Origin of the sequence: Photorhabdus khanii NC19 (assembly GCF_000517265.1) — a bacterium.
Lineage (GTDB): Bacteria > Pseudomonadota > Gammaproteobacteria > Enterobacterales > Enterobacteriaceae > Photorhabdus > Photorhabdus khanii.
The window spans coordinates 1-22,213 of the sequence record NZ_AYSJ01000006.1; the positions used below are offsets into that span (position 1 = coordinate 1).

General features: G+C 44.7%; 23 protein-coding genes and 5 pseudogenes. 15 read left to right on the top strand and 13 right to left on the bottom strand.

Annotated features, from left to right (window positions below; all coding sequences use genetic code 11):
* Window positions 1-174: 174 nt before the first annotated feature.
* Together PTE_RS26385 and PTE_RS26390 are read left to right on the top strand one after the other, a co-directional pair.
* Window positions 175-297, top strand: a pseudogene (locus tag PTE_RS26385) (aminotransferase); the annotation flags it as partial.
* 1,086 nt (window positions 298-1,383) lie between these two features.
* A pseudogene (locus PTE_RS26390) lies at window positions 1,384-1,494 on the top strand (zinc ribbon domain-containing protein); the annotation flags it as partial.
* A gap of 38 nt (window positions 1,495-1,532) precedes the next feature.
* On the opposite strand, the gene cynR reads toward PTE_RS26390, so the two are convergent.
* Entirely contained in the window at window positions 1,533-2,432 is a 900-nt protein-coding gene (gene cynR / locus PTE_RS07030) for a transcriptional regulator CynR (protein ID WP_036844429.1), read from the bottom strand.
* Between the two features lie 115 nt (window positions 2,433-2,547).
* Here cynR and PTE_RS07035 point away from each other — a divergent pair.
* The 8 genes and pseudogenes from PTE_RS07035 to fis all read left to right on the top strand — a co-directional run bounded on the left by PTE_RS07035 (window position 2,548) and on the right by fis (window position 8,881).
* Window positions 2,548-3,200: pseudogene (locus PTE_RS07035) on the top strand (carbonic anhydrase).
* 32 nt (window positions 3,201-3,232) lie between these two features.
* Window positions 3,233-3,703, top strand: a complete 471-nt coding sequence (cynS, locus tag PTE_RS07040) for a cyanase (protein WP_036844431.1) — start codon at window positions 3,233-3,235, stop codon at window positions 3,701-3,703.
* Window positions 3,704-3,859: 156 nt separating this feature from the next.
* Window positions 3,860-4,327 (top strand): nucleoside deaminase, encoded by a 468-nt coding sequence (locus PTE_RS07045; protein ID WP_036844434.1) that lies wholly within the window; start codon window positions 3,860-3,862, stop codon window positions 4,325-4,327.
* A gap of 372 nt (window positions 4,328-4,699) precedes the next feature.
* Window positions 4,700-4,942, top strand: a complete 243-nt coding sequence (locus tag PTE_RS07050; protein ID WP_036844437.1) for a YhdT family protein — start codon at window positions 4,700-4,702, stop codon at window positions 4,940-4,942.
* A complete protein-coding gene (panF, locus tag PTE_RS07055; protein ID WP_036844441.1) occupies window positions 4,932-6,377 on the top strand; it encodes a sodium/pantothenate symporter in 1,446 nt (481 codons plus the stop codon). The genes PTE_RS07050 and panF overlap by 11 nt, the downstream gene beginning before the upstream one ends.
* A 41-nt stretch (window positions 6,378-6,418) precedes the next feature.
* The gene (gene prmA / locus PTE_RS07060) at window positions 6,419-7,309 is read left to right on the top strand and encodes a 50S ribosomal protein L11 methyltransferase (RefSeq protein ID WP_036844444.1); all 891 of its coding nucleotides are present in this window, start codon (window positions 6,419-6,421) and stop codon (window positions 7,307-7,309) included.
* A 284-nt stretch (window positions 7,310-7,593) separates the two neighbouring features.
* Window positions 7,594-8,559: a tRNA dihydrouridine synthase DusB gene (gene dusB, locus PTE_RS07065; protein WP_036844721.1), complete on the top strand. Its 966-nt coding sequence runs from the start codon at window positions 7,594-7,596 to the stop codon at window positions 8,557-8,559.
* 25 nt (window positions 8,560-8,584) lie between these two features.
* Window positions 8,585-8,881: a DNA-binding transcriptional regulator Fis gene (gene fis, locus PTE_RS07070; RefSeq protein WP_010847912.1), complete on the top strand. Its 297-nt coding sequence runs from the start codon at window positions 8,585-8,587 to the stop codon at window positions 8,879-8,881.
* A 118-nt stretch (window positions 8,882-8,999) separates the two neighbouring features.
* Here fis and PTE_RS07075 read toward each other — a convergent pair whose 3' ends face one another.
* The 3 genes from PTE_RS07075 to PTE_RS26395 all read right to left on the bottom strand — a co-directional run bounded on the left by PTE_RS07075 (window position 9,000) and on the right by PTE_RS26395 (window position 11,111).
* Window positions 9,000-9,608, bottom strand: coding sequence for a hypothetical protein (locus PTE_RS07075; RefSeq protein ID WP_036844447.1), 609 nt, complete (start codon window positions 9,606-9,608; stop codon window positions 9,000-9,002).
* A gap of 9 nt (window positions 9,609-9,617) precedes the next feature.
* Entirely contained in the window at window positions 9,618-10,229 is a 612-nt protein-coding gene (locus tag PTE_RS07080; protein WP_036844449.1) for a papain-like cysteine protease family protein, read from the bottom strand.
* Between the two features lie 690 nt (window positions 10,230-10,919).
* Window positions 10,920-11,111, bottom strand: a complete 192-nt coding sequence (locus PTE_RS26395) for a helix-turn-helix domain-containing protein (protein WP_241826108.1) — start codon at window positions 11,109-11,111, stop codon at window positions 10,920-10,922.
* Between the two features lie 56 nt (window positions 11,112-11,167).
* Here PTE_RS26395 and PTE_RS07090 point away from each other — a divergent pair.
* From PTE_RS07090 to PTE_RS27200, 4 genes and pseudogenes are all read left to right on the top strand, one after another.
* Window positions 11,168-11,332 (top strand): annotated as a pseudogene (locus tag PTE_RS07090) (transposase); the annotation flags it as partial.
* Window positions 11,326-11,556, top strand: a pseudogene (locus tag PTE_RS23455) (helix-turn-helix domain-containing protein); the annotation flags it as partial. The pseudogenes PTE_RS07090 and PTE_RS23455, both read left to right, overlap by 7 nt.
* Before the next feature lie 131 nt (window positions 11,557-11,687).
* Window positions 11,688-12,167, top strand: a complete 480-nt coding sequence (locus tag PTE_RS07095; protein WP_036844451.1) for a helix-turn-helix domain-containing protein — start codon at window positions 11,688-11,690, stop codon at window positions 12,165-12,167.
* A gap of 309 nt (window positions 12,168-12,476) precedes the next feature.
* On the top strand, window positions 12,477-12,623 hold the full coding sequence (locus PTE_RS27200) for a type II toxin-antitoxin system TacA family antitoxin (protein WP_422615318.1): 147 nt from the start codon (window positions 12,477-12,479) through the stop codon (window positions 12,621-12,623).
* Here PTE_RS27200 and livF read toward each other — a convergent pair.
* The 5 genes from livF to PTE_RS07120 form a co-directional block, all read right to left on the bottom strand.
* Window positions 12,586-13,287 (bottom strand): high-affinity branched-chain amino acid ABC transporter ATP-binding protein LivF, encoded by a 702-nt coding sequence (gene livF / locus PTE_RS07100; protein WP_036844727.1) that lies wholly within the window; start codon window positions 13,285-13,287, stop codon window positions 12,586-12,588. The genes PTE_RS27200 and livF overlap by 38 nt on opposite strands.
* 2 nt (window positions 13,288-13,289) lie before the next feature.
* Entirely contained in the window at window positions 13,290-14,063 is a 774-nt protein-coding gene (livG, locus tag PTE_RS07105; protein WP_036844454.1) for a high-affinity branched-chain amino acid ABC transporter ATP-binding protein LivG, read from the bottom strand.
* Entirely contained in the window at window positions 14,060-15,346 is a 1,287-nt protein-coding gene (locus PTE_RS07110; RefSeq protein ID WP_036844457.1) for a high-affinity branched-chain amino acid ABC transporter permease LivM, read from the bottom strand. Before PTE_RS07110 ends, livG begins: the two co-directional genes overlap by 4 nt.
* Window positions 15,343-16,269 carry a high-affinity branched-chain amino acid ABC transporter permease LivH gene (gene livH, locus PTE_RS07115; protein ID WP_036844460.1) on the bottom strand — a complete coding sequence of 309 codons (927 nt, stop codon included), beginning with the start codon at window positions 16,267-16,269 and terminating at the stop codon, window positions 15,343-15,345. Before livH ends, PTE_RS07110 begins: the two co-directional genes overlap by 4 nt.
* Window positions 16,270-16,330: 61 nt before the next feature.
* Window positions 16,331-17,443, bottom strand: coding sequence for a branched-chain amino acid ABC transporter substrate-binding protein (locus tag PTE_RS07120; protein WP_036844463.1), 1,113 nt, complete (start codon window positions 17,441-17,443; stop codon window positions 16,331-16,333).
* Window positions 17,444-17,832: 389 nt separating this feature from the next.
* Here PTE_RS07120 and panM point away from each other — a divergent pair, with 389 nt between their 5' ends.
* Window positions 17,833-18,231, top strand: a complete 399-nt coding sequence (gene panM, locus PTE_RS07125; protein WP_036844465.1) for an aspartate 1-decarboxylase autocleavage activator PanM — start codon at window positions 17,833-17,835, stop codon at window positions 18,229-18,231.
* On the opposite strand, the gene PTE_RS07130 is transcribed toward panM, so the two are convergent.
* From PTE_RS07130 to ftsE, 4 genes are all read right to left on the bottom strand, one after another.
* The gene (locus PTE_RS07130) at window positions 18,219-19,358 is read right to left on the bottom strand and encodes a glycerate kinase (RefSeq protein WP_036844468.1); all 1,140 of its coding nucleotides are present in this window, start codon (window positions 19,356-19,358) and stop codon (window positions 18,219-18,221) included. The genes panM and PTE_RS07130 overlap by 13 nt on opposite strands.
* A 109-nt stretch (window positions 19,359-19,467) precedes the next feature.
* Window positions 19,468-20,325, bottom strand: coding sequence for an RNA polymerase sigma factor RpoH (gene rpoH, locus PTE_RS07135; protein WP_036844470.1), 858 nt, complete (start codon window positions 20,323-20,325; stop codon window positions 19,468-19,470).
* A 247-nt stretch (window positions 20,326-20,572) separates the two neighbouring features.
* Window positions 20,573-21,553, bottom strand: a complete 981-nt coding sequence (gene ftsX, locus PTE_RS07140; RefSeq protein WP_036844471.1) for a permease-like cell division protein FtsX — start codon at window positions 21,551-21,553, stop codon at window positions 20,573-20,575.
* On the bottom strand, window positions 21,546-22,211 hold the full coding sequence (gene ftsE / locus PTE_RS07145) for a cell division ATP-binding protein FtsE (RefSeq protein WP_036844474.1): 666 nt from the start codon (window positions 22,209-22,211) through the stop codon (window positions 21,546-21,548). Before ftsE ends, ftsX begins: the two co-directional genes overlap by 8 nt.
* Window positions 22,212-22,213: the final 2 nt, after the last annotated feature.

The window sequence follows — 22,213 nt, forward strand, 5'->3', positions numbered from 1 at the left end:
CCAATGGTAATAATTTCAAAATAATTTCGTTTTCGTTTATTTTTGTGATGAACATCACGTAATTTAATTTTTTTGTGTAAAAAGACACCGAAAAGACTCTGACTTTTGTTATCCCTGTAACGCAGCCGCTGACGGATAATTCGGATTATCAAGGATGTGAACTGCCTCTTGGTGCTAGCCGTTTCAATGGAATGGAATTTTGGCGATAGGGGAAAAGGGTTTATCCGGATAAATTTAGGTTGCCCTCGTCAGTACCTTGAAAAGGTGATCACCGGTTTAATTCAGTTAAGATCATAAAATAAAAATACAATATTAATCGGCATCCGATAATGGCGAGATAATCAGGAGTTAAAACAATGACTTTTAATAACAGTTTAAAACCTGATCTCATAAAGTTATCAATGAAAAACGAGAAATAAAAATTGGTTTTATTGATCTTATACACCCCTAAAAAAAGGATAAATAATAATATAAACAGGTTAATCAGGTAATATATTTACCAAAACGAGCTGACTTTAATAACGCTTTCAACCAAAAATACACTTTGTCATAAACCAATTAAATCATCACCCTCGAAAAACTCGGTATGGGAAAACACCGTAAAAATGGGTTTTAGATGACAAAACAACAGCATTAATCCAATAACAAGGATATGAGATTATATCAAAACATTTAACAGGATTAACCACATTAAGCAAACTTTCTCAAATAAACGATTTTGCATGGCTGTAAAAATTTTACGTAAAATCAGAAACAATCATTAAAGAAAGCCGATAATCCTTTGAGTTAAATAGATTAGCAACGAAAAGAGAATAAAAAAATTTATTTAGTCGCGTTAAAAATAATTAAAAAAATAGGTATTAATCTTAATATCATTCGCATACCTGTTACCTTCTCTGGTTTTAAATATAGAAAATTAAGTACAGAAAAAGGGAAAACGAAAAAACTCAGTATCAGTTTAATGAAAATGGTAAAGTTAACTATGGATTAAAAAATGGGAAAAACCATTATATTTAAAAAAACTGCTCAGTGAAAACCATTAATTAAATGAGAATCGTTTTACTCGCGACTGTAATTTAAACTGGCTTTTCACTATTTTAACTCGCCAATAGCATAGCTCTTCTACGGTTTGATTAAACCTTTCCTCTTTTTATACCTTTATGATTATTTAACGCTAAAATCAATTTATATCGTTATTTTCCACACTATTTTTTCTCCCTGTTAAATAACCTTTCATAATAGTGCATTATGTAAAGTGACCTACAATTTTGAATTCTTATTTAACGCTTAAATATCACGAAGTATTGAAAGGATGAAATTATCAAAAAACAGTGTTTGATTGCTTTTTTACACAAACTCAGTGCCCAATACGAGAATGGACACATGTTTATATCATTCCAGCGCGGTTATGTGGAATACAAGATCCAGGCGGTAGGCATTCAGGTTAAATATGTTAACCCGGCTTACAGCAGTAAAACCTGTTCCCGCTGCGATTGTATCGGTAGACGTAACAAACATCGTTTAGAATGTCCTCACTGCGGTCTCCACACGCACTTAGCTGTTCCATACTTCAGTGCAAGCTCGATAAATGCCCGCGCCGCAGCCGTCTGGTACGCTCCTTTTCGCTGCATGAGAACCGCCGTTCTTTGCAGCAGTGAGGGGGTTAGAACAATCGAAACCAATTCCTCCCGGTCACTGGCAATCTTTGCCGGCAGCAACGTGGCAAGGCCTGTATGTCGGATGATCTCAATGACAGCACTCAGCGAATTGGCCTCCATCAAAACGCGGGGACGAATGTCGTTCTGCCTGCAATAACGATCGATCTGCTTCCGTGTAGCGAACTCGGACGTGAGGAGAACCAGAGACTCGTTGTTCAGGGCTTTCAGACTCATCGTTCGACACTTTGCAAGGGGATGGCCCTTACAGACAACCAGCGCTAACGTCTCCACCAAAAGTCGTTGTGCGTAGATGTCAGGCGAGTGGATCTCATCAAACGCAACCCCGACATCGAGTTCATCATCGACCAGAAGCTCTTCAATGCGCTCCTGCGACATCTCCCGAACCGTCAACGTGACGTTGGGATAGAGATTGTGGAACGACTCGACCAAGGGGCCGATAAGGTAAGTCGTGAACGTCGGCGTAACAGCAACGCGCAGAGAACCGCGACTCAGGTCATCAACATCGTGGATCGCCCGCTTTCCTTCCTCCAAGTCCTGCAATGCCCGTCGTGCGTAGCGGAAATAGACCTCGCCAGCATCCGTCAACCGTGTGGTACGTCCGGTCCGATCAAACAACTGCGCCCCAAGGGTTTCCTCGAGCTGCTTAATCTGCTGGGACAGTGCCGGCTGAGACACATGCAAGGCTGTAGCGGCACGCGTGAAGCTGTGGTGCTCAGCCACAGCAAGAAAGTAGTTGATATGTCGTAAAAGCATGTGGATCTCCATAAGGAATGCCTATGGGGTGCATAATAAATCAGTCTGTTACCTTATGGATATCCAGAAGTAATCTTCAATCAACCGATTCGTTACACGACACAGAAGATCAACCATGAAAGACATCATCGAAGGCTTTCTGAAATTCCAGCGCGAAGCTTTTCCAAAGCACGCTGAACTGTTCAAGGACCTGGCAACCCAGCAGAACCCACGCGCACTATTCATCTCCTGCTCCGATAGTTGCCTAGTACCAGAGTTAGTGACCCAACGCGAGCCTGGCGATCTGTTCGTGATCCGCAATGCAGGAAACATTGTTCCGTCGTACAGCCCGGAGCCAGGTGGTGTATCTGCCTCCGTTGAATACGCGGTCGCCGCACTGCGTGTCTCGGACATCGTGATTTGCGGCCATTCCGACTGTGGCGCGATGACCGCTATTGCGGCCTGCAAGTGCATGGATCATATGCCGGCAGTTGGCTGCGCTATGCGGATTCCGCTCGCATTGTCAACGAAGCACGCAACCACAAGAACCAGCACGATCATGTCGAGTCTATGGTGCGCGAGAACGTGATTGCACAGCTCGCGAACATCCAGACGCATCCCTCCGTTCGCCTAGCGCTCGAAGAGGGATGCGTCGCCCTGCACGGTTGGATCTACGATATCGAAAGCGGGTGCATCAATGCGTATGACGGTGCCACCAGCAAGTTTGTCTCGCTCGCGAACAACCCTGAAGTCCGCGCCAATCCCATCCAGCTCCTTACAGCTGTTTGACCTTCAACTTCCAATATAAAAGAGGTATCACTATGATCCAGTCTCAAACCAGCAAGAACGCCCGTCATGCCCTGTCGGAAGTCATTCTCATTGCCAAAGCCAAGAAGGATCTCTCCTTCGCCCAGATCACCGAAGGCACTGGCCTGAACGAGGCTTTCGTCACTGCGGCGCTGCTCGGTCAGCACGCGCTACCGGCTGACGCTGCCAAGGTGGTAGGTAACAAGCTGGCCCTCGACGCCGACGCCATGGCACTTCTACAAACCGTCCCGCTACGCGGCTGCATTGAGGATAGCGTGCCGACCGACCCAACCATGTACCGCTTCTACGAGATGCTACAGGTCTACGGCACCACTCTAAAAGTCCTGATTCACGAGAAGTTCGGTGACAGTATCATCAGTGCCATCAACTTCAAGCTGGACTTGAAGAAGGTCGAAGATCCGGAAGGCGGATCGCGCGCCGTGATCATCCTGGACGGCAAGTATCTGCCGACCAAGCCGTTCTAACCCGCTGGCTGTTGCCAGAAATCATTGCCCGTCACCGCAATCGGGTAACCTTGGCAATGAGTAACGCGGCGTGGTCATTGGTGGCTCGTTCCATCGCGAACTCTCGGAGTCGGCAACCACGCCTTGGTTCAATCTATTTCCAATGAGGTTTTTCTCATGAATTTTGTAAAACGCACTATCGACCTTGCGATGAAAAATGTAGAGGAAGGGGGCCGGCCGTTCGCCACCGTGATCGTACATGACGGCAACATCATCGCTGAAAGCCCGAACCTGGTAGCGCAGACCAGCGATCCGACCGCACACGCGGAAATCCTGGCCGTACGGGAAGCGTGCAAGAAGCTCGGGACCGAGCACCTGACCGACTGCGATATCTACATTCTCGCCAGCCCCTGCCCTATGTGCCTAGGCTCGCTCTACTACTGTAGTCCGAAACAGGTCATCTACATCACCACACGCGAAGACTACGCACCATTCTACAAGGATGATCGCAAGTACTTCGAGCTGGATACGTTCTACGCAGAGTACGCGAAGCCCATCGAGGAACGCCGCCTGCCCATGATCCAGAAGAAGGACGAAAGCGCTATCAAGGTGTACCAACGCTGGCAAAAGCTGAACAAGAAGTGATTCTCGAGCTTCTGGTCGGGGTAGAACGAACCGAGACATCCAGAATTTGAGATAGACATGGCGAATAGTCAATGCGGAGTGATTGGGTAGGTCTACATCAACTCAACCCTCAATAATGTTTCTGCATATTAATATGCTCGCGCATCAGGTTCAGTGGGAGAGAAGCTATAAAACGCGATATTTAGTCTTCACCGGTTTTTAACTCATCAACCAAGAGAGTCTGTGTAAACAGATTCTCTCTTTTTTGTCCGTTGCTATTTTTAAACAAAACTCAGGCTATTAACTACATATCACATTTTTCCTGAATAAATCCGCATCTTGCCGTACAATTCCTCCTTTCCCATCTTATTTATTTAATTACCGGAAGAACGAATGGACAGACGATTTGTTCAATCCCATAAAGAAGCACGCTGGGCTGTGTTCCTGACACTTGCTTATCTCATTGGCTGGCTGATAACAGCCTATTTACCCAGTGATGCCCCGGGTGTCACGGGCTTACCTCGTTGGTTTGAAATGGCATGTCTGCTACTACCCGTAGTATTTATCATCCTCTGCTGGTTAATGGTGAAGTTTATTTTCAAAGAAGTCCCGCTGGAGGATGAGAATGCAAAGTGACGTTATCTTACCTCTGCTAGGCTATCTTGCGCTGGTATTTCTTCTGTCAATCTACGCTTACCGGCACCGCCAGAAAGGCACCTTCCTGACTGAGTATTTCCTGGGTAACCGTTCAATGGGCGGCTTTGTACTGGCAATGACTATTACCGCCACCTATATCAGTGCCAGCTCATTTATTGGCGGGCCAGGAGCAGCCTATAAATATGGTCTGGGATGGGTATTACTGTCGCTGATTCAGTTACCGGCAATATGGCTTTCCCTTGGTGTATTGGGTAAGAAATTTGCCATTCTTGCTCGTCGCTATAATGCCGTCACCCTCAATGACATGTTGTATGCCCGTTATGGCAGTCGTCTCCTAGTTTGGTTTGCCAGCCTGAGTCTTTTAGTCGCTTTTGTCGGCGCGATGACCGTTCAGTTTATTGGCGGTGCACGCCTGCTGGAAACTGCCGCAGGTATCCCTTATGGCACCGGATTAATGATTTTCGGTGTCTCTATCGCGCTCTATACCGCATTTGGCGGCTTCAGAGCGAGTGTCCTCAATGATGCCCTGCAAGGGCTGGTCATGCTGTTCGGCACCGTTTTGCTGTTGGTAGCGATTATCTATAAAACAGGTGGTCTGGCGGAAGCAGTCGCCACATTACGAACGATCAATCCTGAACTCGTTTCCCCACAAGGGGCGGACCATATCCTTAGCTGGCCTTTCATGGCATCATTCTGGGTATTGGTCTGTTTTGGTGTCATTGGGCTACCACATACCGCCGTTCGTTGTATCTCCTACCGCGACAGCAAAGCTGTCCATCGTGGAATTATCATCGGCACCATTGTCATGGCAATCCTCATGTTTGGTATGCACCTGGCAGGAGCCCTTGGCCGGGCAATTATTCCTGATCTGGCCATTCCCGATCAAGTCATCCCAACATTAATGATCACCGTCTTGCCTCCATTCGCTGCCGGAATCTTTCTGGCCGCACCGATGGCAGCAATTATGTCAACGATTAATGCACAATTGTTACAATCTTCTGCGACAATCGTGAAAGATCTCTATCTAAACCTGTTTCCACAACAAATCGTACAGGAGAAAAAACTGGCCCGGATTTCCAGTCTTTCAACCCTGGTTATTGGTTTGTTACTACTTTTAGCGGCCTGGCACCCACCAGAGATGATTATCTGGTTGAATCTACTGGCTTTCGGTGGCTTACAGGCCGTATTCCTATGGCCATTAGTGCTGGGACTGTACTGGGAAAAAGCCAATGCATATGGCGCTGTCAGTTCGATGATTACAGGGGCAGCAAGTTACACTCTGCTCGCCAGTTCCGATGTTTATCTATTAGACTTCCATCCGATCGTACCATCACTGCTACTCAGCCTGTTGGCTTTCGGGATTGGTAATACCATCGGCCACCGGTTGCCACAATGGGTGGCCAAGGTTTATTAAGCGGGTCGTTTTAACCTATTTTTTAATTAAAGAGAATTTTTATGCCTTGGATACAACTTCGATTAAATACCACAGGACAGCTGGCAGAATCCCTGGGGGATAATCTAATGGAAAGTGGAGCAGTATCAGTCACCTTTCAGGACAGCCACGATAACCCTGTATTCGAACCTCTGCCAGGCGAGACCCGTTTATGGGGAGATACAGATGTTATCGGACTTTATGATGCTGAAACGGATATGAAAGCCGTTATCAGCCAGCTCGAACAAGTTCCTCAGTTAGGTCAAGGATTTATTCATAAGATCGAGCAATTGGAAGACAAAGACTGGGAACGTGAATGGATGGATAACTTCCACCCAATGCGCTTTGGTAACCGCTTGTGGGTCTGCCCAAGCTGGCGTGACGTTCCTGATCCAGATGCCGTTAACGTCATGCTGGACCCTGGACTGGCTTTTGGTACAGGCACCCACCCAACCACATCGTTATGCCTGCAATGGTTGGACAGCCTCAATCTGGAGGGTAAAACCCTCATTGATTTTGGTTGTGGCTCCGGCATATTGGCAATTGCAGCGCTAAAACTCGGTGCCGCACACGCTATCGGCATAGATATCGATCCGCAAGCCATTCAGGCCAGCCGCGATAACGCAGAGCGTAATGGCGTTCTAGGGCGTTTAACGCTATATTTGGCGAAAGATCAGCCAAACGATCTTGAATCTGATATAGTAATTGCTAATATTCTGGCAGGCCCTCTACGTGAACTTGCTCCTATAATCGGTGCATTACCAAAATCGGGTGGCCTGTTAGGTTTATCGGGTATTTTAGCAAGTCAGGCAGAAAGTGTTATTCAAGCCTATACTGATAAATTCATGATCGACCCTGTTGCGGAGCAGGAAGAATGGTGTCGGATATCTGGGGTAAGAATAGTAACAAATTAAGATTATTTTATCTTTGTTATGATGGCGAGAGTAATTTTTGATCACTCACTGATGATAATCCGTGCTATCAGCAAACTGGCTGATAGAAAAATCTTGAGTGATAAACTTTACCGATAACGTATAACACCATGTTATTTATGAATAATTATATTTATCTCAGAAGGATAGCTGGAAAAAAGTTGTAACAAATGTCGATTTGCTCAAAGTTTGGCCTTTCATATTTTGCGAAAAATGCGTAATATACGCGCCCTTGCAGTCACAGTATGGCCACTCTTTCTTCGTCTATGCGTATCGGACAATACCAGCTGAAAAACTGTCTTATTGCGGCCCCAATGGCTGGCATAACTGACCGTCCGTTTCGGTCACTATGTTACGAAATGGGTGCAGGTATGACAGTATCGGAAATGCTATCTTCCAACCCACAGGTCTGGAAGACAGACAAATCCCGGCTACGTATGGTTCACAGTGACGAACTGGGAATTCGTTCTGTGCAAATTGCCGGCAATGATCCTGATGAAATGGCAGCAGCAGCGAAGATTAACGTCGCTAATGGTGCTCAGATTATTGATATCAACATGGGGTGCCCAGCCAAGAAAGTGAATCGTAAGCTGGCAGGTTCGGCTTTATTGCGTTACCCGGAATGGGTCGAAAAGATCCTATCCGCGGTTGTAAACGCAGTAGATGTTCCTGTTACGCTGAAAATCCGCACTGGATGGTCGCCAGAAGAACGAAATTGTGTAAAGATTGCCCAACTGGCCGAGCATTGTGGTATTCAGGCTCTGACGATTCACGGCAGGACTCGCTCCTGTTTGTTTAACGGAGAAGCAGAGTACGACAATATTCGGACAGTTAAGCAGACTGTTGCCATCCCGGTTATTGCCAATGGTGACATAACTGACCCGCTTAAGGCCAGAGCAGTGCTTGAATACACTGGGGCTGATGCCCTGATGATAGGCCGCGCTGCTCAGGGAAGACCCTGGATCTTCCGGGAAATCCAGCATTATCTGGAAACAGGGGAATTGCTGCCACCGATGCCGATTGGCGAGGTGCAGCATTTAATGAACGAGCATATACGGGAATTGCACGACTTTTATGGTCCAGGCAAGGGAGCCCGTATCGCACGTAAGCATGTATCCTGGTATCTCCGGGAACATGCTCCTGATGACCAGTTCCGGCGCACATTCAACACCATAGAGGATGCCAGCGAACAGCTGGAGGTGTTGAAGGCATATTTCGAAAATTTTGCGTAATATAAAGAAAAGAGCTGACAGAACTATGTTCGAACAACGCGTAAATTCTGACGTACTAACCGTTGCTACTGTAAATTCACAAGATCAGGTTACTCAAAAACCTTTGCGTGACTCAGTTAAACAAGCACTGAAGAACTATTTTGCTCAACTAAATGGTCAGGATGTTAATGACCTGTATGAGTTGGTACTGGCTGAGGTGGAGCAGCCATTGTTGGACATGGTGATGCAATACACCCGTGGCAACCAAACACGTGCTGCCCTGATGATGGGCATCAACCGTGGCACACTGCGTAAGAAATTGAAAAAATATGGCATGAACTAATAACTATCAATTAGTTCATCAAAAAAGGCACTTTACCTTTTGGTAAAGTACCTTTTTTGCCTAATCAAGAAAAGTAATGTCACATTTTAGGGGCCTTACGCGAAAAAATGCAGATTATTTAGTTGCCCAGCAATTCTGAATCATCTGCATCAAGTCTCTCTTTTGCCTGTTTTGCAGCAATATGAAGCAGCTTTATTATTTCCACCTCATCATACAATCTCATACCGGCCAGATTCGCTGGTGTTGGTTCTGTTGGAATAACCGCATCACTAAGCCCTTTATCTATTGCATGAAGCCACATTGATACAAAGTGTAACCCAGAAACTAACAGCATTCTGAGTTCATACATTTTTCCCTCGTGCCTGGTAGAGCATTCTGCCAAACGTAGAGCATTAACCGCAGACGAAGCGATAGGGCCTTCGTTTAAAGACGAAAATTTAAGTTCACCGTCAACCTCTCTTAATTCCAGATCAGCAATTGTTTTACCATCCGATAAAATAAAGTAGCGCCAATTACCTGGAATAGCATTATTCAAAACTTCACCATTGACCAGGTTTTCAATACCCAGCGAATAGCAACGATAAGGATCTGAGATAATCAGGCTGTTCGGATCTACGCTTGAAAAAGGACTTGTTGGCCTATTCTGAGCTGTTTGTAATGCTTCTCGAAGCACAGGAATGATAACATCTACTCCACCCAGAGGCGCCTCAGGATATAAAATTTTCATGATGCATCCCTAGTTTTTTCGAGTGAGATAAGTATGAGTCCAGTTCCCACCACCATTGTATGAGACAGGAAATAAACTAAATGATTGGATAGAGTTACCATATATAGAATCCACAACGGATATATTTCCAGTCACGGAGTTGTAGCCAATAACAGCCAGAAAATGAGCACCGCCTCCATACCAGGCACAACGCAAACAGATCGGACGCCCGACATCAATTTGGGCTTTAATTTCTGACATATTCATCAAATTAGTATAAAAACTTGCCAGGCTTCTTGTATACATAAGAGCCTGATCTAAATAGCCGTAAACATTACATGGACCTGGAAAACTACAACATGTACTCCTTTTAAGTTGCTTATCAGCTACATTACACTGCGTCCAGAAACCTGTGTTGAAATAAAGCCCAACAGATACAGACACAGCTGCCCAGCACCAATTACTCTGAATTTGCCACTGCATGTTAAACTGTAATTCTCTAAAAAAAATGATAGATTCTGATGAAGAACCCAAATTCCCTAGCGGTATTGGCGTGATATGCTTTCCAGATAAACATTTCGGAAAGATATTTTTTGAATCTGAATCACGACTTGCTACACACATATCTTTAGAACGTGACATAATCAGTTCTCCATAATTCTTATTTATCTAAATATCCATTAAATATTCAGATAATTCAGGATAATGACCAGATTGTTAATGAGTGAGCTAAGTAGTTTGCTCACTTCAATTTGTCACTTATAAAGTATAGCACAATATATTTAAATGTTTTTTCACTCAAAAACCGTAAATCAAGCTATATTTTTCTTTCAGAAAGAGATTAATTTGTTATTTTTAATCAGATTTTATAGTGAAACTTTCTTTTAGCCACATATTTTTTCAAATATGGATATTTATTTAAATAAGATATTATTAATCTGTCAAATAATTGCCGTTCATCCAGAATTATTCCAATATCCAATTATTTCGTAATTGATGTGTTATTCTCTGACTTTATTAGTATTAAACAATTAATTACAGCCAACAATAAAATACTTCCCTGTCGGCGTTCTGGATAAGGTGATGCTCTTGACGTCTCCTGCAATTTCACGGTGGATGCGCGCTTCTATTAACGACAGCTTCGGGATCTTTATCGCGCCATTCAATACCTTCACGCCAACACAATGATAACTGGACTGTTTGCCATGTTTACGTTTAAACGTTGGGAATGTTGCCCGAAGCTTCGGATTAAAGAAGTTGTCAAATGCCGTATTCAGATTGATAACCGATTGCTGTAATGCAATGGAATCGAATGCTTTGAGCCATGCATACTTACGTGATTTCTTTGCGACAGCAAGCAGCGGTTTCAGATCGTTCCGTGGACTTAAATTTACGCCATGCCGTTTCCAGGCGTGTTTTTTGATACGCAGAGCCTGGTTGTACGCAAACCGTACCGCACTGGGCGTTAAGATATTCCGCCTGTTCTGGTGTGGGATAAATGCGTACCTTTGTGGCTCTTAACATATTCAGCGCTCATTGATATAACTCATTTATTTTAGCATGTTAAAGAGATATATCAATTGAGTAATCACTCTGAATTGCTGGAAGGCTTTCTCCGGAAGCGACACAGTGTCAGCAAACTGGTTGTGCATTTAATATTCACCACAAAGTACCGCCGGAAGCTATTTGACGGGCAAATGATAGCGCAGCTAGATGACGCCTTCAGGTCAGCCGCCGCAAAACTATCAGCCGGATATTTCGCCGGGAAACAGGACTTAATTATCAGCAATGGCGACAACAGTGGCGTTTGATCAAATCTATAGAATTACTGGCGAAACAGGGTAATTTATCATCCGTCGCTGACGAATTAGAATTTTCCAGTGATAGCGCTTTTATAATCTTTTTCAAGAAAATGACCGGGCAACCACCAAGAGAATATATGTCTGCTTATAAGGAGCGTAATGATTGAGATAAAACCCATAATGCCAAATAGGCATCTGGCAGCCAAGTGTCAGCTTCCTGTCTGGTATCTGTCGTGTTCCTGTTGTTATGCTTCTTTTATGATAGATTCACTGTTGAATGCTAAAGAAGGTATTAAAAATGAGTGGATATCGAATCAAAGAATTACGGCAATCCAGAGCCTGGTCACAGGAGCAACTTGCTGAACTATCATCTTTAAGTGCCAGGACCATACAACGTCTGGAAAATGGCGAAAAAGCAAGTTTAGAAACACTGGCCGCAATAGCATCCGCATTTAATATAAAAGTGACAGACCTCTATTCCCCAGAAACTGACAAAATCACCCAAGAACAAGCTAAATCCATTGATAAAAAGCGAGATGAAATTCAGCAACAAGTTGCATTGGAAGCAGAATTTTATCGTCATTTAGCGAAGTTTGTTATTACCAGCATTATCCTTTTGTTAATCAATTGGGTAATTAATTATACTATTTCATGGTCTGGTATTGTTATTTTCATATTGGGTGTATTACTCATTAATCGCTGGCTGAAAACTTTCTTTATTCATAAATATATAAATCGATGGAAAAACAAAAGAATAAATAAATTAAAAAACAAATAATCATTTTATTAAAATAACAAATTTAACTTTAAAGCCAAAAGAGAATAATTCTTCTGGCTATATTATTTAATAATTAACTGACATCTAAGCCAAGAATCAAATAATTTATTGGTCGAAAAGTCATGTTTTTACAGAAAAATTAGATTACATATCTTTAATTTCAGGCAGTAACAGCATATTTTCAGGAAAGAATGCGACTAATAGATCGAAGATAATTTAAGCTTTTCTATAATGATTCACCACACTATAATGTATATCCAACAGATACACAGGCGTAATTTTCTTATGTCCAAAATAGTCCCCATTAATATGCGCGCCGAACCTATCCAGCACGCTCTATTAACCAAAGCCGCAGCACTTTTTCATAAAGATAGAAGCACCTTTATTTTAGATGTTGCCTATCGGGAAGCCGAAAATATCAACCACCCAAATACGCACTCCTCACTGCCTCATTAACCAATAACGCCGCACCGCTGTCTTCCAGTACGATCTTGCCGTTTTCCAAGACATATCCCCGGTCAGCCAGTTTTAGCGCCTGATTTGCATTCTGCTCAACCAAAAAGATTGTCATCCCTTCTTCCCGCAACTGCTGAATGGTATCGAAAATCTGTATGATAATTATCGGTGCCAATCCCAGTGAAGGTTCATCCAGCAATAATAACTGTGGCTGGCTCATCAAAGCGCGACCAATCGCCAACATTTGCTGTTCACCACCAGACATCGTTCCAGCCCGCTGATTTCGCCTTTCCTGTAACCGGGGAAATAAATCATAAACCCGTTCAATGCGCTGCTGATACTGAGTTTTATCAGCAAAAAAGCCGCCCATTGCCAAATTTTCTTCCACTGTCATTCGGGCAAAAACTCTGCGCCCTTCCGGAACAATTGCAATGTCCTCACGCATAATACGTGCAGTCGGCCATTGCGTGATATCTTTGCCGCGAAAAATAATAGCGCCCTCAGTCGCTCTGGGTTCACTACATAACGTATTGAGTAGCGTCGTTTTTCCTGCGCCGTTTGCACCTATCAGAGTGACAATTTCTCCCTGTTGAATATTCAGACTCACCTGATGCAGCGCCTGAATTTCGCCATAGTGGGCAGATACCTGTTTGAATTCCAACATCATTAATATACCTCTCCCAAATATGCCCGAATAACGTCTGGGTTGTTACGAATCTCTTCTGGTCTCCCTTGCGCTAAAGGTGTCCCCTGATTAACCACATAAATACGATCAGAAATCCCCATCACCAGTTTCATATCGTGCTCAATCAGCAACACAGAAACCTGATGATATTTTCTCAGTTCAGCAATTAAGACATTAAGTTCTGCTGTCTCTTTCGGGTTCAGACCCGCAGCAGGTTCATCCAGCATCAAAACTTCCGGACGTGTTACCATACAGCGTGCAATCTCCAGACGGCGCTGTTGACCATAAGCCAAATTACCCGCTGGTCGGTTTGCCAGTGGTAACAAACCAATCCGCTCCAGCCAAATGACGGCTCGATCTACAGCCTCAGATTCCGCACGGCGGAATGCCGGCATTTTGAAAAGCCCGGAAAAAAGACCACTTTTCAGATGCTGATGCTGCGCTACTAATAGATTTTCAATCACTGTCATCTCACGGAACAATCGCACATGCTGAAATGTTCTGACAACGCCCATACGGGCAATAGCCTGCCCGGATAACCCTTCCAGATGTTTTTCCCGCAATTTTATTGTGCCGCAGGTCGGACGGTAAAATCCTGTCAGGCAATTAAAAATCGTGGTTTTCCCTGCGCCATTAGGCCCAATAAGAGAGACAATTTCGCTTTGATTTAATATCAGGGCAATATTGTTAACTGCCAGCAAACCACCGAAGAGCATGGTCAGACCGGAAACCTGCAATAATGGTGTTGCACTCATACCTGTTCTCCTCCCTGAGGCTGGCTTTCCTGCTGTTTAAATTTAACATTATGGCGTTTCATCGGTAGCAATCCTTGCGGACGCCAAACCATCATCAGCACCATCATGGCCCCCAGCAGCAACATACTATAAGCATTCAAATCACGCATCATCTCACGGGAAACCACCAGCAGAATGGCCGCGAGAATTACCGCTGTCTGCGAACCCATTCCACCCAGTACCACAATCGCCAGCACGAAAGCAGATTCAACAAAGGTGAAGGATTCCGGGCTGATGAAACCCTGCCGGGCAGCAAACAAGGTTCCGGCAAAACCGGCAAATGCAGCACTGATAGTAAACGCGGCTAGTTTAATACGGGTTGGACTCAGCCCAAGAGAGCGACAGGCAATTTCATCTTCACGCAGTGCTTCCCACGCGCGACCTAATGGCATACGCAGTAACCGATTGATAATAAATACGGTCAGTATCACCAATAACAATGTGACCAAATAGAGAAAAACAACCCGGTCACTTGGATCGTATTTCAGACCAAAGAAGTTATGGAAAGTATCCCAACCGCCCTCTTTCACGCCGCGGTTAAATTCCAGCCCGAAGAAAGTGGGTTTTGGAATCTGGCTGATACCATTCGGGCCACCCGTTATTTCGGTATTATTCAATAGCAGAATGCGAACAATCTCGCCAAAACCGAGTGTGACAATGGCCAGATAGTCACCTCTCAATCGCAATACCGGAAAACCTAACAACAGCCCCGATAAAGCAGCCGTTAATCCCGCCAACGGCAAGCTCTGCCAAAATCCTAACCCGTAATAGTGGCTTAGTAAGGCATAGGTATAAGCGCCGATAGCATAAAAACCTGCATATCCAAGCACCAGCAACCCGGACAAACCAACGACTACATTCAACCCCAGCCCCAACATGACATAAATTAATGTCAGCGTAGCGATATCGACACTGCCACGGGAGACAATAAATGGCCAGACAATCGCGGCAACAATAATCAATGCTGCCAGTAACTTTTGTCCTTTAGTTGAACCATCGAAATCCGGCAACGTCCAGCTTTTAACTGGCACTTTCTTCATCGTCTTCTGAATAACCGGACGCAATAGCTGGAACAGGAAAACAACCGTACAGCCAATGCCAATCCATAGCCATCGGACTTCATCGGCACGGTAAACGACCAACTTCGTACCATCCAGTGACAACTGCATCCCCATCATAAAAACAGCCAGAACAAATAAAGCGACTGAGGCAATAATGGCATTAATCCAATTGGCATGTTTCATACTTTTTCTACCTCTGGGCGACCTAAAATCCCGGTAGGCATAAACAACAGCACAACGATAAGCAGAGCAAAAGAAACAGCATCTTTATATTCTGTGCTCAAATAAGCAGAAGTCAGGGCTTCTGAAACACCCAAGATCAAGCCGCCGATCATCGCCCCCGGAATACTACCTATGCCTCCCAATACGGCTGCGGTGAACGCTTTCATGCCTGCCATAAAACCGATATACGGATTTATCACACCGTAAAACTGCCCCAGTAAAACACCGGCTACCGCTGCCATTGCAGCGCCGATAACAAAGGTTAAAGAAATAACTTTGTCAGTATTGATCCCCAGCAAACCGGCCATTTTCAGATCCTCAGCACAGGCACGGCAAGCACGCCCCATACGGGAATAACGGATAAACATCGTCAGTACCAGCATGGCAAGGAATGTCACTACCCAAATAATCAGTTGCATCGCAGTAATACTGGCAGAAAATCCATCACTTTCGCTCAATACCCACTGCCCGGAAATCAGCCCCGGCAATGCCAGATCACGGGAACCCTGTGACAAGCTGACATAATTTTGCAGGAAAATAGACATCCCAATTGCAGAAATCAGCGCAATCAGGCGCTTGGAATGGCGAACGGGTTTGTAAGCCACCCGTTCAATACTCCAACCATAAGCGCTGGCAATCACAATTGATGTTAAAAAAGCAGCAGTAATCAGCAACCAGCCCAGATCAATTCCCATCATCATCAGAGCAGCAATCACAATAAAGGAGACATAACTGCCAATCATATAAACTTCACCATGAGCAAAGTTAATCATCCCGATAATGCCGTAAACCATCGTATAGCCAATGGCAATCAATGCATAAGTGCTACCCAGGGTAACCCCGTTTAACATCTGCTGTAAAAAATAGAGAAATTGCTCTGACATACCTTGTACCTCTGGAATAGCAGCCCCTGTCAAGCAGGGGCTGACGGCCATTCGGATGGCTTTACTTCACAGAAGTAGAAGAACCGTCTGCATGCCATTCAAAAATGCCGAACTCGAACCCTTTCAGGTCGCCAGCCTGATTCCAGCTCAGTGTTCCCATCACGGTATCGACCGGATTAGTTTTCAGATCTTTCACCAAATCAGCAGGTTCCATGCTGCCGGTACGGCTCATTGCCGTTGTCAGAGATTGCAGGGCGGCATAGGTTGTCCAGACGAATGGGCCCGTTGGATCCTCTTTCTTAGTTTTGATTGCATCAACGATAGCTTTGTTTGCCGGAACTTGATCGTACCGTTTAGGCAGTGTTACGAACATGCCTTCAGAAGCAGCCCCGGCAATATTAGACAACGAAGAGTTACCAACGCCTTCCGGTCCCATAAAACGGATATTCAAACCCGCTTGTTTAGCCTGGCGCAGAATTTGTCCCATTTCAGGGTAGTAACCGCCGAAATAGACAAAATCCACATTTTCTTTTTTCAGGCGGGCAACCAGCACTGAGAAATCTTTATCACCAGCAGTAACACCTTCAAACAATACCGTATTGACTCCCACCTTTTTCAGTGTATTGAGAACAGAACGAGCCAATCCTTCACCGTATTGCTGTTTATCGTGAACAATTGCCAGCCGTTGAGGTTTGATCTTTTCAACAATATATTTCGCTGCCGTTGGGCCCTGATCAGAATCCAGCCCAGTGGTACGCAGAATCATTTGGTAGCCACGAGTTGTCAGATCAGCATTAGTTGCCGCGGGCGTAATCATAATCACACCTTCATCTTCATAGATATCAGATGCTGGTTGAGTCGATGAAGAGCAAAGATGACCGATAACATAACGAATGTTGTCATTAATCACTTTGTTAGCAACTGCAACAGCCTGTTTTGGATCACAGGCATCATCATATTCAACGCCCACCAGCTTATCGCCATTAATGCCACCTTTAGCATTAATATCCGCAATCGCCTGACGTGCGCCAGTGAATTCCATATCTCCATACTGAGCAACCGGACCGGACATCGCCCCTACAATCGCTACTTTAATCTCTTTTGCCCACAGTGAATAACTCATCACCATGGCAATACAACCGGTTAATAATGCCTTACCTGTTACGATTTTCATTTATTTATCCCCGTATTGTTATTGGTCTGATTGATTGTATTTGCCTTTAAGATCTTTCATTATCTGGCTGGAAATCATGACCGTTTGTGATTAATGATTAGATAAAGTGATTTTTATTAATAAGATTTTATTTTTCATGTTATTAAAATAGCATTTCATGCTTAAAATCAAATTGACAAGGTAGCAAAAAGCATCAAATACAGAATAAAATACCGCCAGAGCGGGTTGTAATTTAGACTATTTATAGTGTGATATTCTGGTTAAATATTAGTAAAGCAATCTTTAACTCGAAAGATCGATCGCGTTAAAAACATTTTTTCCAGTAACGTATAAAAATGGTCACACAACATTCTGACTGTTTATTCATCTACAATGGATATGGAAAAACCATGAAGTTAACTATTGAACAACTGACTGTTTTATCAGCACAAGATATGATTGATTTGGGGAAAATCTGGCCTCAGCAAACGCCAGAACAATGGCAAGCCCATCTAAAAAACAGCAATAAACTGCTTGCTGCCCGTTTTAATGACAGATTGTTGGCCGCAGTAAAAATCACTCTCAGTAATCAATCCGGCCTGCTTGAAGATTTATATGTTCGTGAAATAACACGTCGCCGGGGTGTGGGTTTATATCTGGTCAATGAAATAAAGGCCCGACATCCTACTGTTAAACAGTGGAAGCTCAGTCTCAAGGGGTTCCCTGATGCCAACGAACCGGCGTTAAAAGGTTTTATGAATGCCTGTGATTTTCGTTATGACACCACTTCAAACTATTATTTGGGCTGACTCATCTTCCAGACGGCAGCCACATTGCGGGCTGTCACCCACAAATTCTCACGCCCGCAAGCAAGAGCATCAGAAAGAGAACAAACGCCGGGCATAATTGAGAAAACAGCATCCAATCCATGCTCATGAACGACGTTATAGTCCTGACTCATACCGCCAACCAATGCAATGGTTGGAATAGCATACTTTTTAGCGATACGGGCAACGCCGATAGGTGTTTTACCGTAAATAGTTTGGCTATCCATCCGGCCTTCCCCAGTAATAACCAAATCAGCACCTTGTACCACTTTCTCCAGTTCCAACGTGGAGATAACAATATCAATTCCCGGTTGTAATTTCGCTTTAAGCCAACCCAGTAAAGACGCCCCCATACCACCCGCAGCTCCCGTGCCGGGCACATCAATGATCTTCATTTTTGTCAGGAATTCAATTTTTTCACCGTAATGACGCAAAGCAGCATCCAATTCTTTCACCCTCTCTGGGGTCGCCCCTTTTTGTGGTCCGAAAACAGCAGATGCACCAAACTCACCACACAACGGGTTAGCCACATCACAGGCGACGATAATTTCAGTCTGACTCAAACGAGTATCCAAACCAGAAAGATCGATTTCAGCGAGCTGACTCAACACGCCCCCGCCGGCCCTCAGCTCTTCACCACAATCATCAAGCAGACGAGCACCCAGTGCCTGCATCATACCGGCACCACCATCATTAGTCGCACTACCACCGATACCGAGGATTATCTTACTGACACCTTTATCTAAAGCAGCCAGTATCAGCTCTCCGGTACCATACGTCGTGGTTATCAGCGGATTACGCTTTTCCATCGGAACCAGATGTAAGCCAGAAGCCGCCGCCATTTCAATAACAGCGGTTTTTCCATCACCCAGCACGCCAAAAAAACTATCCACCGGCTGATTTAACGGGCCGGTAACAGGCAAATGGATAACTTGCCCATCGGTGGCTGCTACCATTGATTCGACCGTACCTTCACCACCATCTGCCATCGGCAGTTTAATGTATTCAGCTTGTGGATAGATTTCACGAAATCCCTGTTCTATCGCTTCAGCAACCTGCAAGGCACCAAGGCTCTCTTTAAATGAATCAGGTGCAATAACAATTTTCATCGGATTAGTTTGGTTGTAATACTCTGAAAGAAGGAATAAAAAAGGCGATAAATCATTATCGCCCTTTTAACTTATTAATCGTGAATGTGTTAACGCAAAATCACTTTATTTACGCTTCAATTGCTACACGCAGTTTTTTCATGGCATTCTTTTCAAGCTGACGTACACGCTCCGCAGAAACACCATATTTATCAGCCAGCTCTTGCAGGGTAGATTTGTTATCATCATCCAACCAGCGGCAACGGATAATATCCTGACTGCGCTCATCTAAGCCTTCTATCGCTACCGACAATTTATCAGCGGCATGGTTTTCCCAGTTATCCTCTTCAATGCCATCTGCAAAATCAGAAGCTTTATCCTGAAGATACAGAACTGGGGCAACCGGCAAGCCTTCCTGACTCTCATCAGCAGCAGACATATCAAACGCCATATCCTGTGCTGACATACGAGATTCCATCTCACGCACATCTTTACTGGTCACACCAAGTTCTTTGGCGACCATTTCCACTTCGTCCTGATTAAACCAACCTAAACGCTGTTTAGTTTTACGCAGATTAAAAAACAGCTTGCGCTGTGCTTTAGTTGTCGCGACTTTAACAATACGCCAATTACGCAGTACATATTCGTGGATTTCAGCTTTAATCCAGTGAACAGCAAAAGAAACCAGACGCACCCCCACTTCTGGGTTAAAACGACGTACTGCTTTCATCAAGCCAATGTTCCCTTCCTGAATTAAATCCGCCTGGGGCAGGCCATAACCAGCATAACTGCGAGCGACATGAACAACGAAGCGCAGATGAGACAGAATCAGCTTCTTAGCTGCATCCAGATCTCCCTGGTAATGCAGCCTTTCAGCCAGTTCCTTCTCTTCCTCTGCTGTCAGCATCGGGTAGGTATTAGAGGCACGGATATAGCCCTCTAAACTTCCTTGAGGAACTAACGCTAAGGTTTGCATTTCTTTGACCATTCAAATCCTCTCAAATTAAGGCTCAAATCGTTAGTACAGATTACATCAGTATTTATAAACCAATGCTCAACATACAGCGGTACAGTCTATCACCAGAATGTGCATATTCAAGTTACAGATGCGTGGGGTTGTAATAATTTCAGGACAGATAACATCCACCGTGGAATCACGGAACAAAAAATAGCAGATTGTTTTATATTGATGCAAGTAACTTTATTTGTACCAGCCATAACAAGCATTAAGTCAATTATTCTGGCGTAAAGTGGCGCAAATGCTGGGTTGTCGCCAACCAAGCAGCTACCCAACCAATCATCGCGGAAATTAAAACTAACAACAGGGATTCATCCCATGAAAGCCCATGTAAATTAAACGTGGTACCAAATACACTGGCAACCTGTGTGACAACATCAGAGAGCTTCCATACCAACAGGGCCGAGAGTATCAATGATAACATCGCACCAAGTCCCCCTAACAAAGCGCCGCCATTGAGGAATGGACGCAAAATAAAACCATCAGTCGCGCCAATCAGCTTCATCACGTTAATCGTATCACGATGGCTGAAAATACTGAGGCGCACGCTATTACCGATGACCAAAAACAACGCCATGACCATCAGAATACCAATCACTGCCGCAATCTGACCGACAAGCCCCGTCAGCGCCGCCAAACGGGCAAACCAGCTATCATCCATCCGAACTTCTTCAATACCTTTGACCTGAGAAACCCTGTCACGCAATGTAGTCAAAGTCTGTGAGCTCTGAAAATCAATTTTCGGCGTAATGATAGCGACTGCGGGTAGTGGATTCTCTTCCAGCATATCCAGCGCACCGCCAAAACCAGACCAAGTGCGGAACTCTGTCATCGCTTCCTGACGCGAGAGATAGTTAACATTATCCACACCATCAAGTGCTTTCAGTTCGCTTATTAATTTTTGAGCGTTGTTATCATCCAGTGATTTATCGAGATACACCGTCAATTGAGGGGTGGGATACCATTTTTCCGCGGCCTGGCTAACATTCTTCCACACAATGTAACAAACGCTTGGTAATGTCAGCGATATCGCAATAACCATAACCGTCAGCAGAGTTGCCAGTGGCTGACGCAACATATCTGTCAGCGCATTCATCCACGCATAGCGCCACTGTTCACGCCATCCCCCTTGCAGAGCTTTACTTTTAGATCTTGATCTTGTTACTTTCCCCGCCGCCTTACGCACATTTTTAACCATGATGCTCTCCCGCCATACGGCCCTGGCTCAGAGTCAGAATACGATATTTCCGTCGTTCAATCAGTGCCATATCATGGGTCGCCATCAGCACTGTCACCCCTACCCGGTTAAACTCTTCAAACAGCCGTAAAATGCCCTCTGACAATTCACCATCAAGATTACCGGTCGGTTCATCCGCCAACAAAACAGTTGGCTTATTCACAACTGCTCGAGCAATGCCGATACGTTGCTGTTCACCACCCGAAAGCTGAATTGGAAAATTTTTCGCTTTGTCCAGCAGACCGACTTTATCCAATGCCGCAGAAGTCCGGCGACGGATATCTTCAGAACTCGCACCTGAAATAATCAGTGGCATTGCCACGTTATCGTATACCGTCCTATCCAACAGCAAATGGTGATCCTGGAAAATCATACCAATCTGACGACGCAGGAAAGGCACCTCACGACTCTTTAACCGGCTGATATCATGACCTGAAAACCAGATATGCCCGGCACTAGGTCGCTCAATGCCACAGATAAGTTTCAGCAAGGTACTTTTACCTGCCCCTGAGTGACCAATTAGAAATGCCATTTCCGCAGGGCGCAAATGAAAATTCACCCCTTGCAGGGCTTGCCGTCCCCCCAGATAAGCTTTACTGACCTGTTCAAAGCGAATCATGG

Excerpts from the sequence above, each read along its gene's own strand:
- cynR (WP_036844429.1), bottom strand. The coding sequence starts at position 2,432 with ATGCTTTTACGACATATCAACTACTTTCTTGCTGTGGCTGAGCACCAC.
- cynS (WP_036844431.1), top strand. The coding sequence starts at position 3,233 with ATGATCCAGTCTCAAACCAGCAAGAACGCCCGTCATGCCCTGTCGGAA.
- PTE_RS07045 (WP_036844434.1), top strand. The coding sequence starts at position 3,860 with ATGAATTTTGTAAAACGCACTATCGACCTTGCGATGAAAAATGTAGAG.
- PTE_RS07050 (WP_036844437.1), top strand. The coding sequence starts at position 4,700 with ATGGACAGACGATTTGTTCAATCCCATAAAGAAGCACGCTGGGCTGTG.
- panF (WP_036844441.1), top strand. The coding sequence starts at position 4,932 with ATGCAAAGTGACGTTATCTTACCTCTGCTAGGCTATCTTGCGCTGGTA.
- prmA (WP_036844444.1), top strand. The coding sequence starts at position 6,419 with ATGCCTTGGATACAACTTCGATTAAATACCACAGGACAGCTGGCAGAA.
- dusB (WP_036844721.1), top strand. The coding sequence starts at position 7,594 with ATGCGTATCGGACAATACCAGCTGAAAAACTGTCTTATTGCGGCCCCA.
- fis (WP_010847912.1), top strand. The coding sequence starts at position 8,585 with ATGTTCGAACAACGCGTAAATTCTGACGTACTAACCGTTGCTACTGTA.
- PTE_RS07075 (WP_036844447.1), bottom strand. The coding sequence starts at position 9,608 with ATGAAAATTTTATATCCTGAGGCGCCTCTGGGTGGAGTAGATGTTATC.
- PTE_RS07080 (WP_036844449.1), bottom strand. The coding sequence starts at position 10,229 with ATGTCACGTTCTAAAGATATGTGTGTAGCAAGTCGTGATTCAGATTCA.
- PTE_RS26395 (WP_241826108.1), bottom strand. The coding sequence starts at position 11,111 with ATGTTAAGAGCCACAAAGGTACGCATTTATCCCACACCAGAACAGGCG.
- PTE_RS07095 (WP_036844451.1), top strand. The coding sequence starts at position 11,688 with ATGAGTGGATATCGAATCAAAGAATTACGGCAATCCAGAGCCTGGTCA.
- PTE_RS27200 (WP_422615318.1), top strand. The coding sequence starts at position 12,477 with ATGCGCGCCGAACCTATCCAGCACGCTCTATTAACCAAAGCCGCAGCA.
- livF (WP_036844727.1), bottom strand. The coding sequence starts at position 13,287 with ATGTTGGAATTCAAACAGGTATCTGCCCACTATGGCGAAATTCAGGCG.
- livG (WP_036844454.1), bottom strand. The coding sequence starts at position 14,063 with ATGAGTGCAACACCATTATTGCAGGTTTCCGGTCTGACCATGCTCTTC.
- PTE_RS07110 (WP_036844457.1), bottom strand. The coding sequence starts at position 15,346 with ATGAAACATGCCAATTGGATTAATGCCATTATTGCCTCAGTCGCTTTA.
- livH (WP_036844460.1), bottom strand. The coding sequence starts at position 16,269 with ATGTCAGAGCAATTTCTCTATTTTTTACAGCAGATGTTAAACGGGGTT.
- PTE_RS07120 (WP_036844463.1), bottom strand. The coding sequence starts at position 17,443 with ATGAAAATCGTAACAGGTAAGGCATTATTAACCGGTTGTATTGCCATG.
- panM (WP_036844465.1), top strand. The coding sequence starts at position 17,833 with ATGAAGTTAACTATTGAACAACTGACTGTTTTATCAGCACAAGATATG.
- PTE_RS07130 (WP_036844468.1), bottom strand. The coding sequence starts at position 19,358 with ATGAAAATTGTTATTGCACCTGATTCATTTAAAGAGAGCCTTGGTGCC.
- rpoH (WP_036844470.1), bottom strand. The coding sequence starts at position 20,325 with ATGGTCAAAGAAATGCAAACCTTAGCGTTAGTTCCTCAAGGAAGTTTA.
- ftsX (WP_036844471.1), bottom strand. The coding sequence starts at position 21,553 with ATGGTTAAAAATGTGCGTAAGGCGGCGGGGAAAGTAACAAGATCAAGA.
- ftsE (WP_036844474.1), bottom strand. The coding sequence starts at position 22,211 with ATGATTCGCTTTGAACAGGTCAGTAAAGCTTATCTGGGGGGACGGCAA.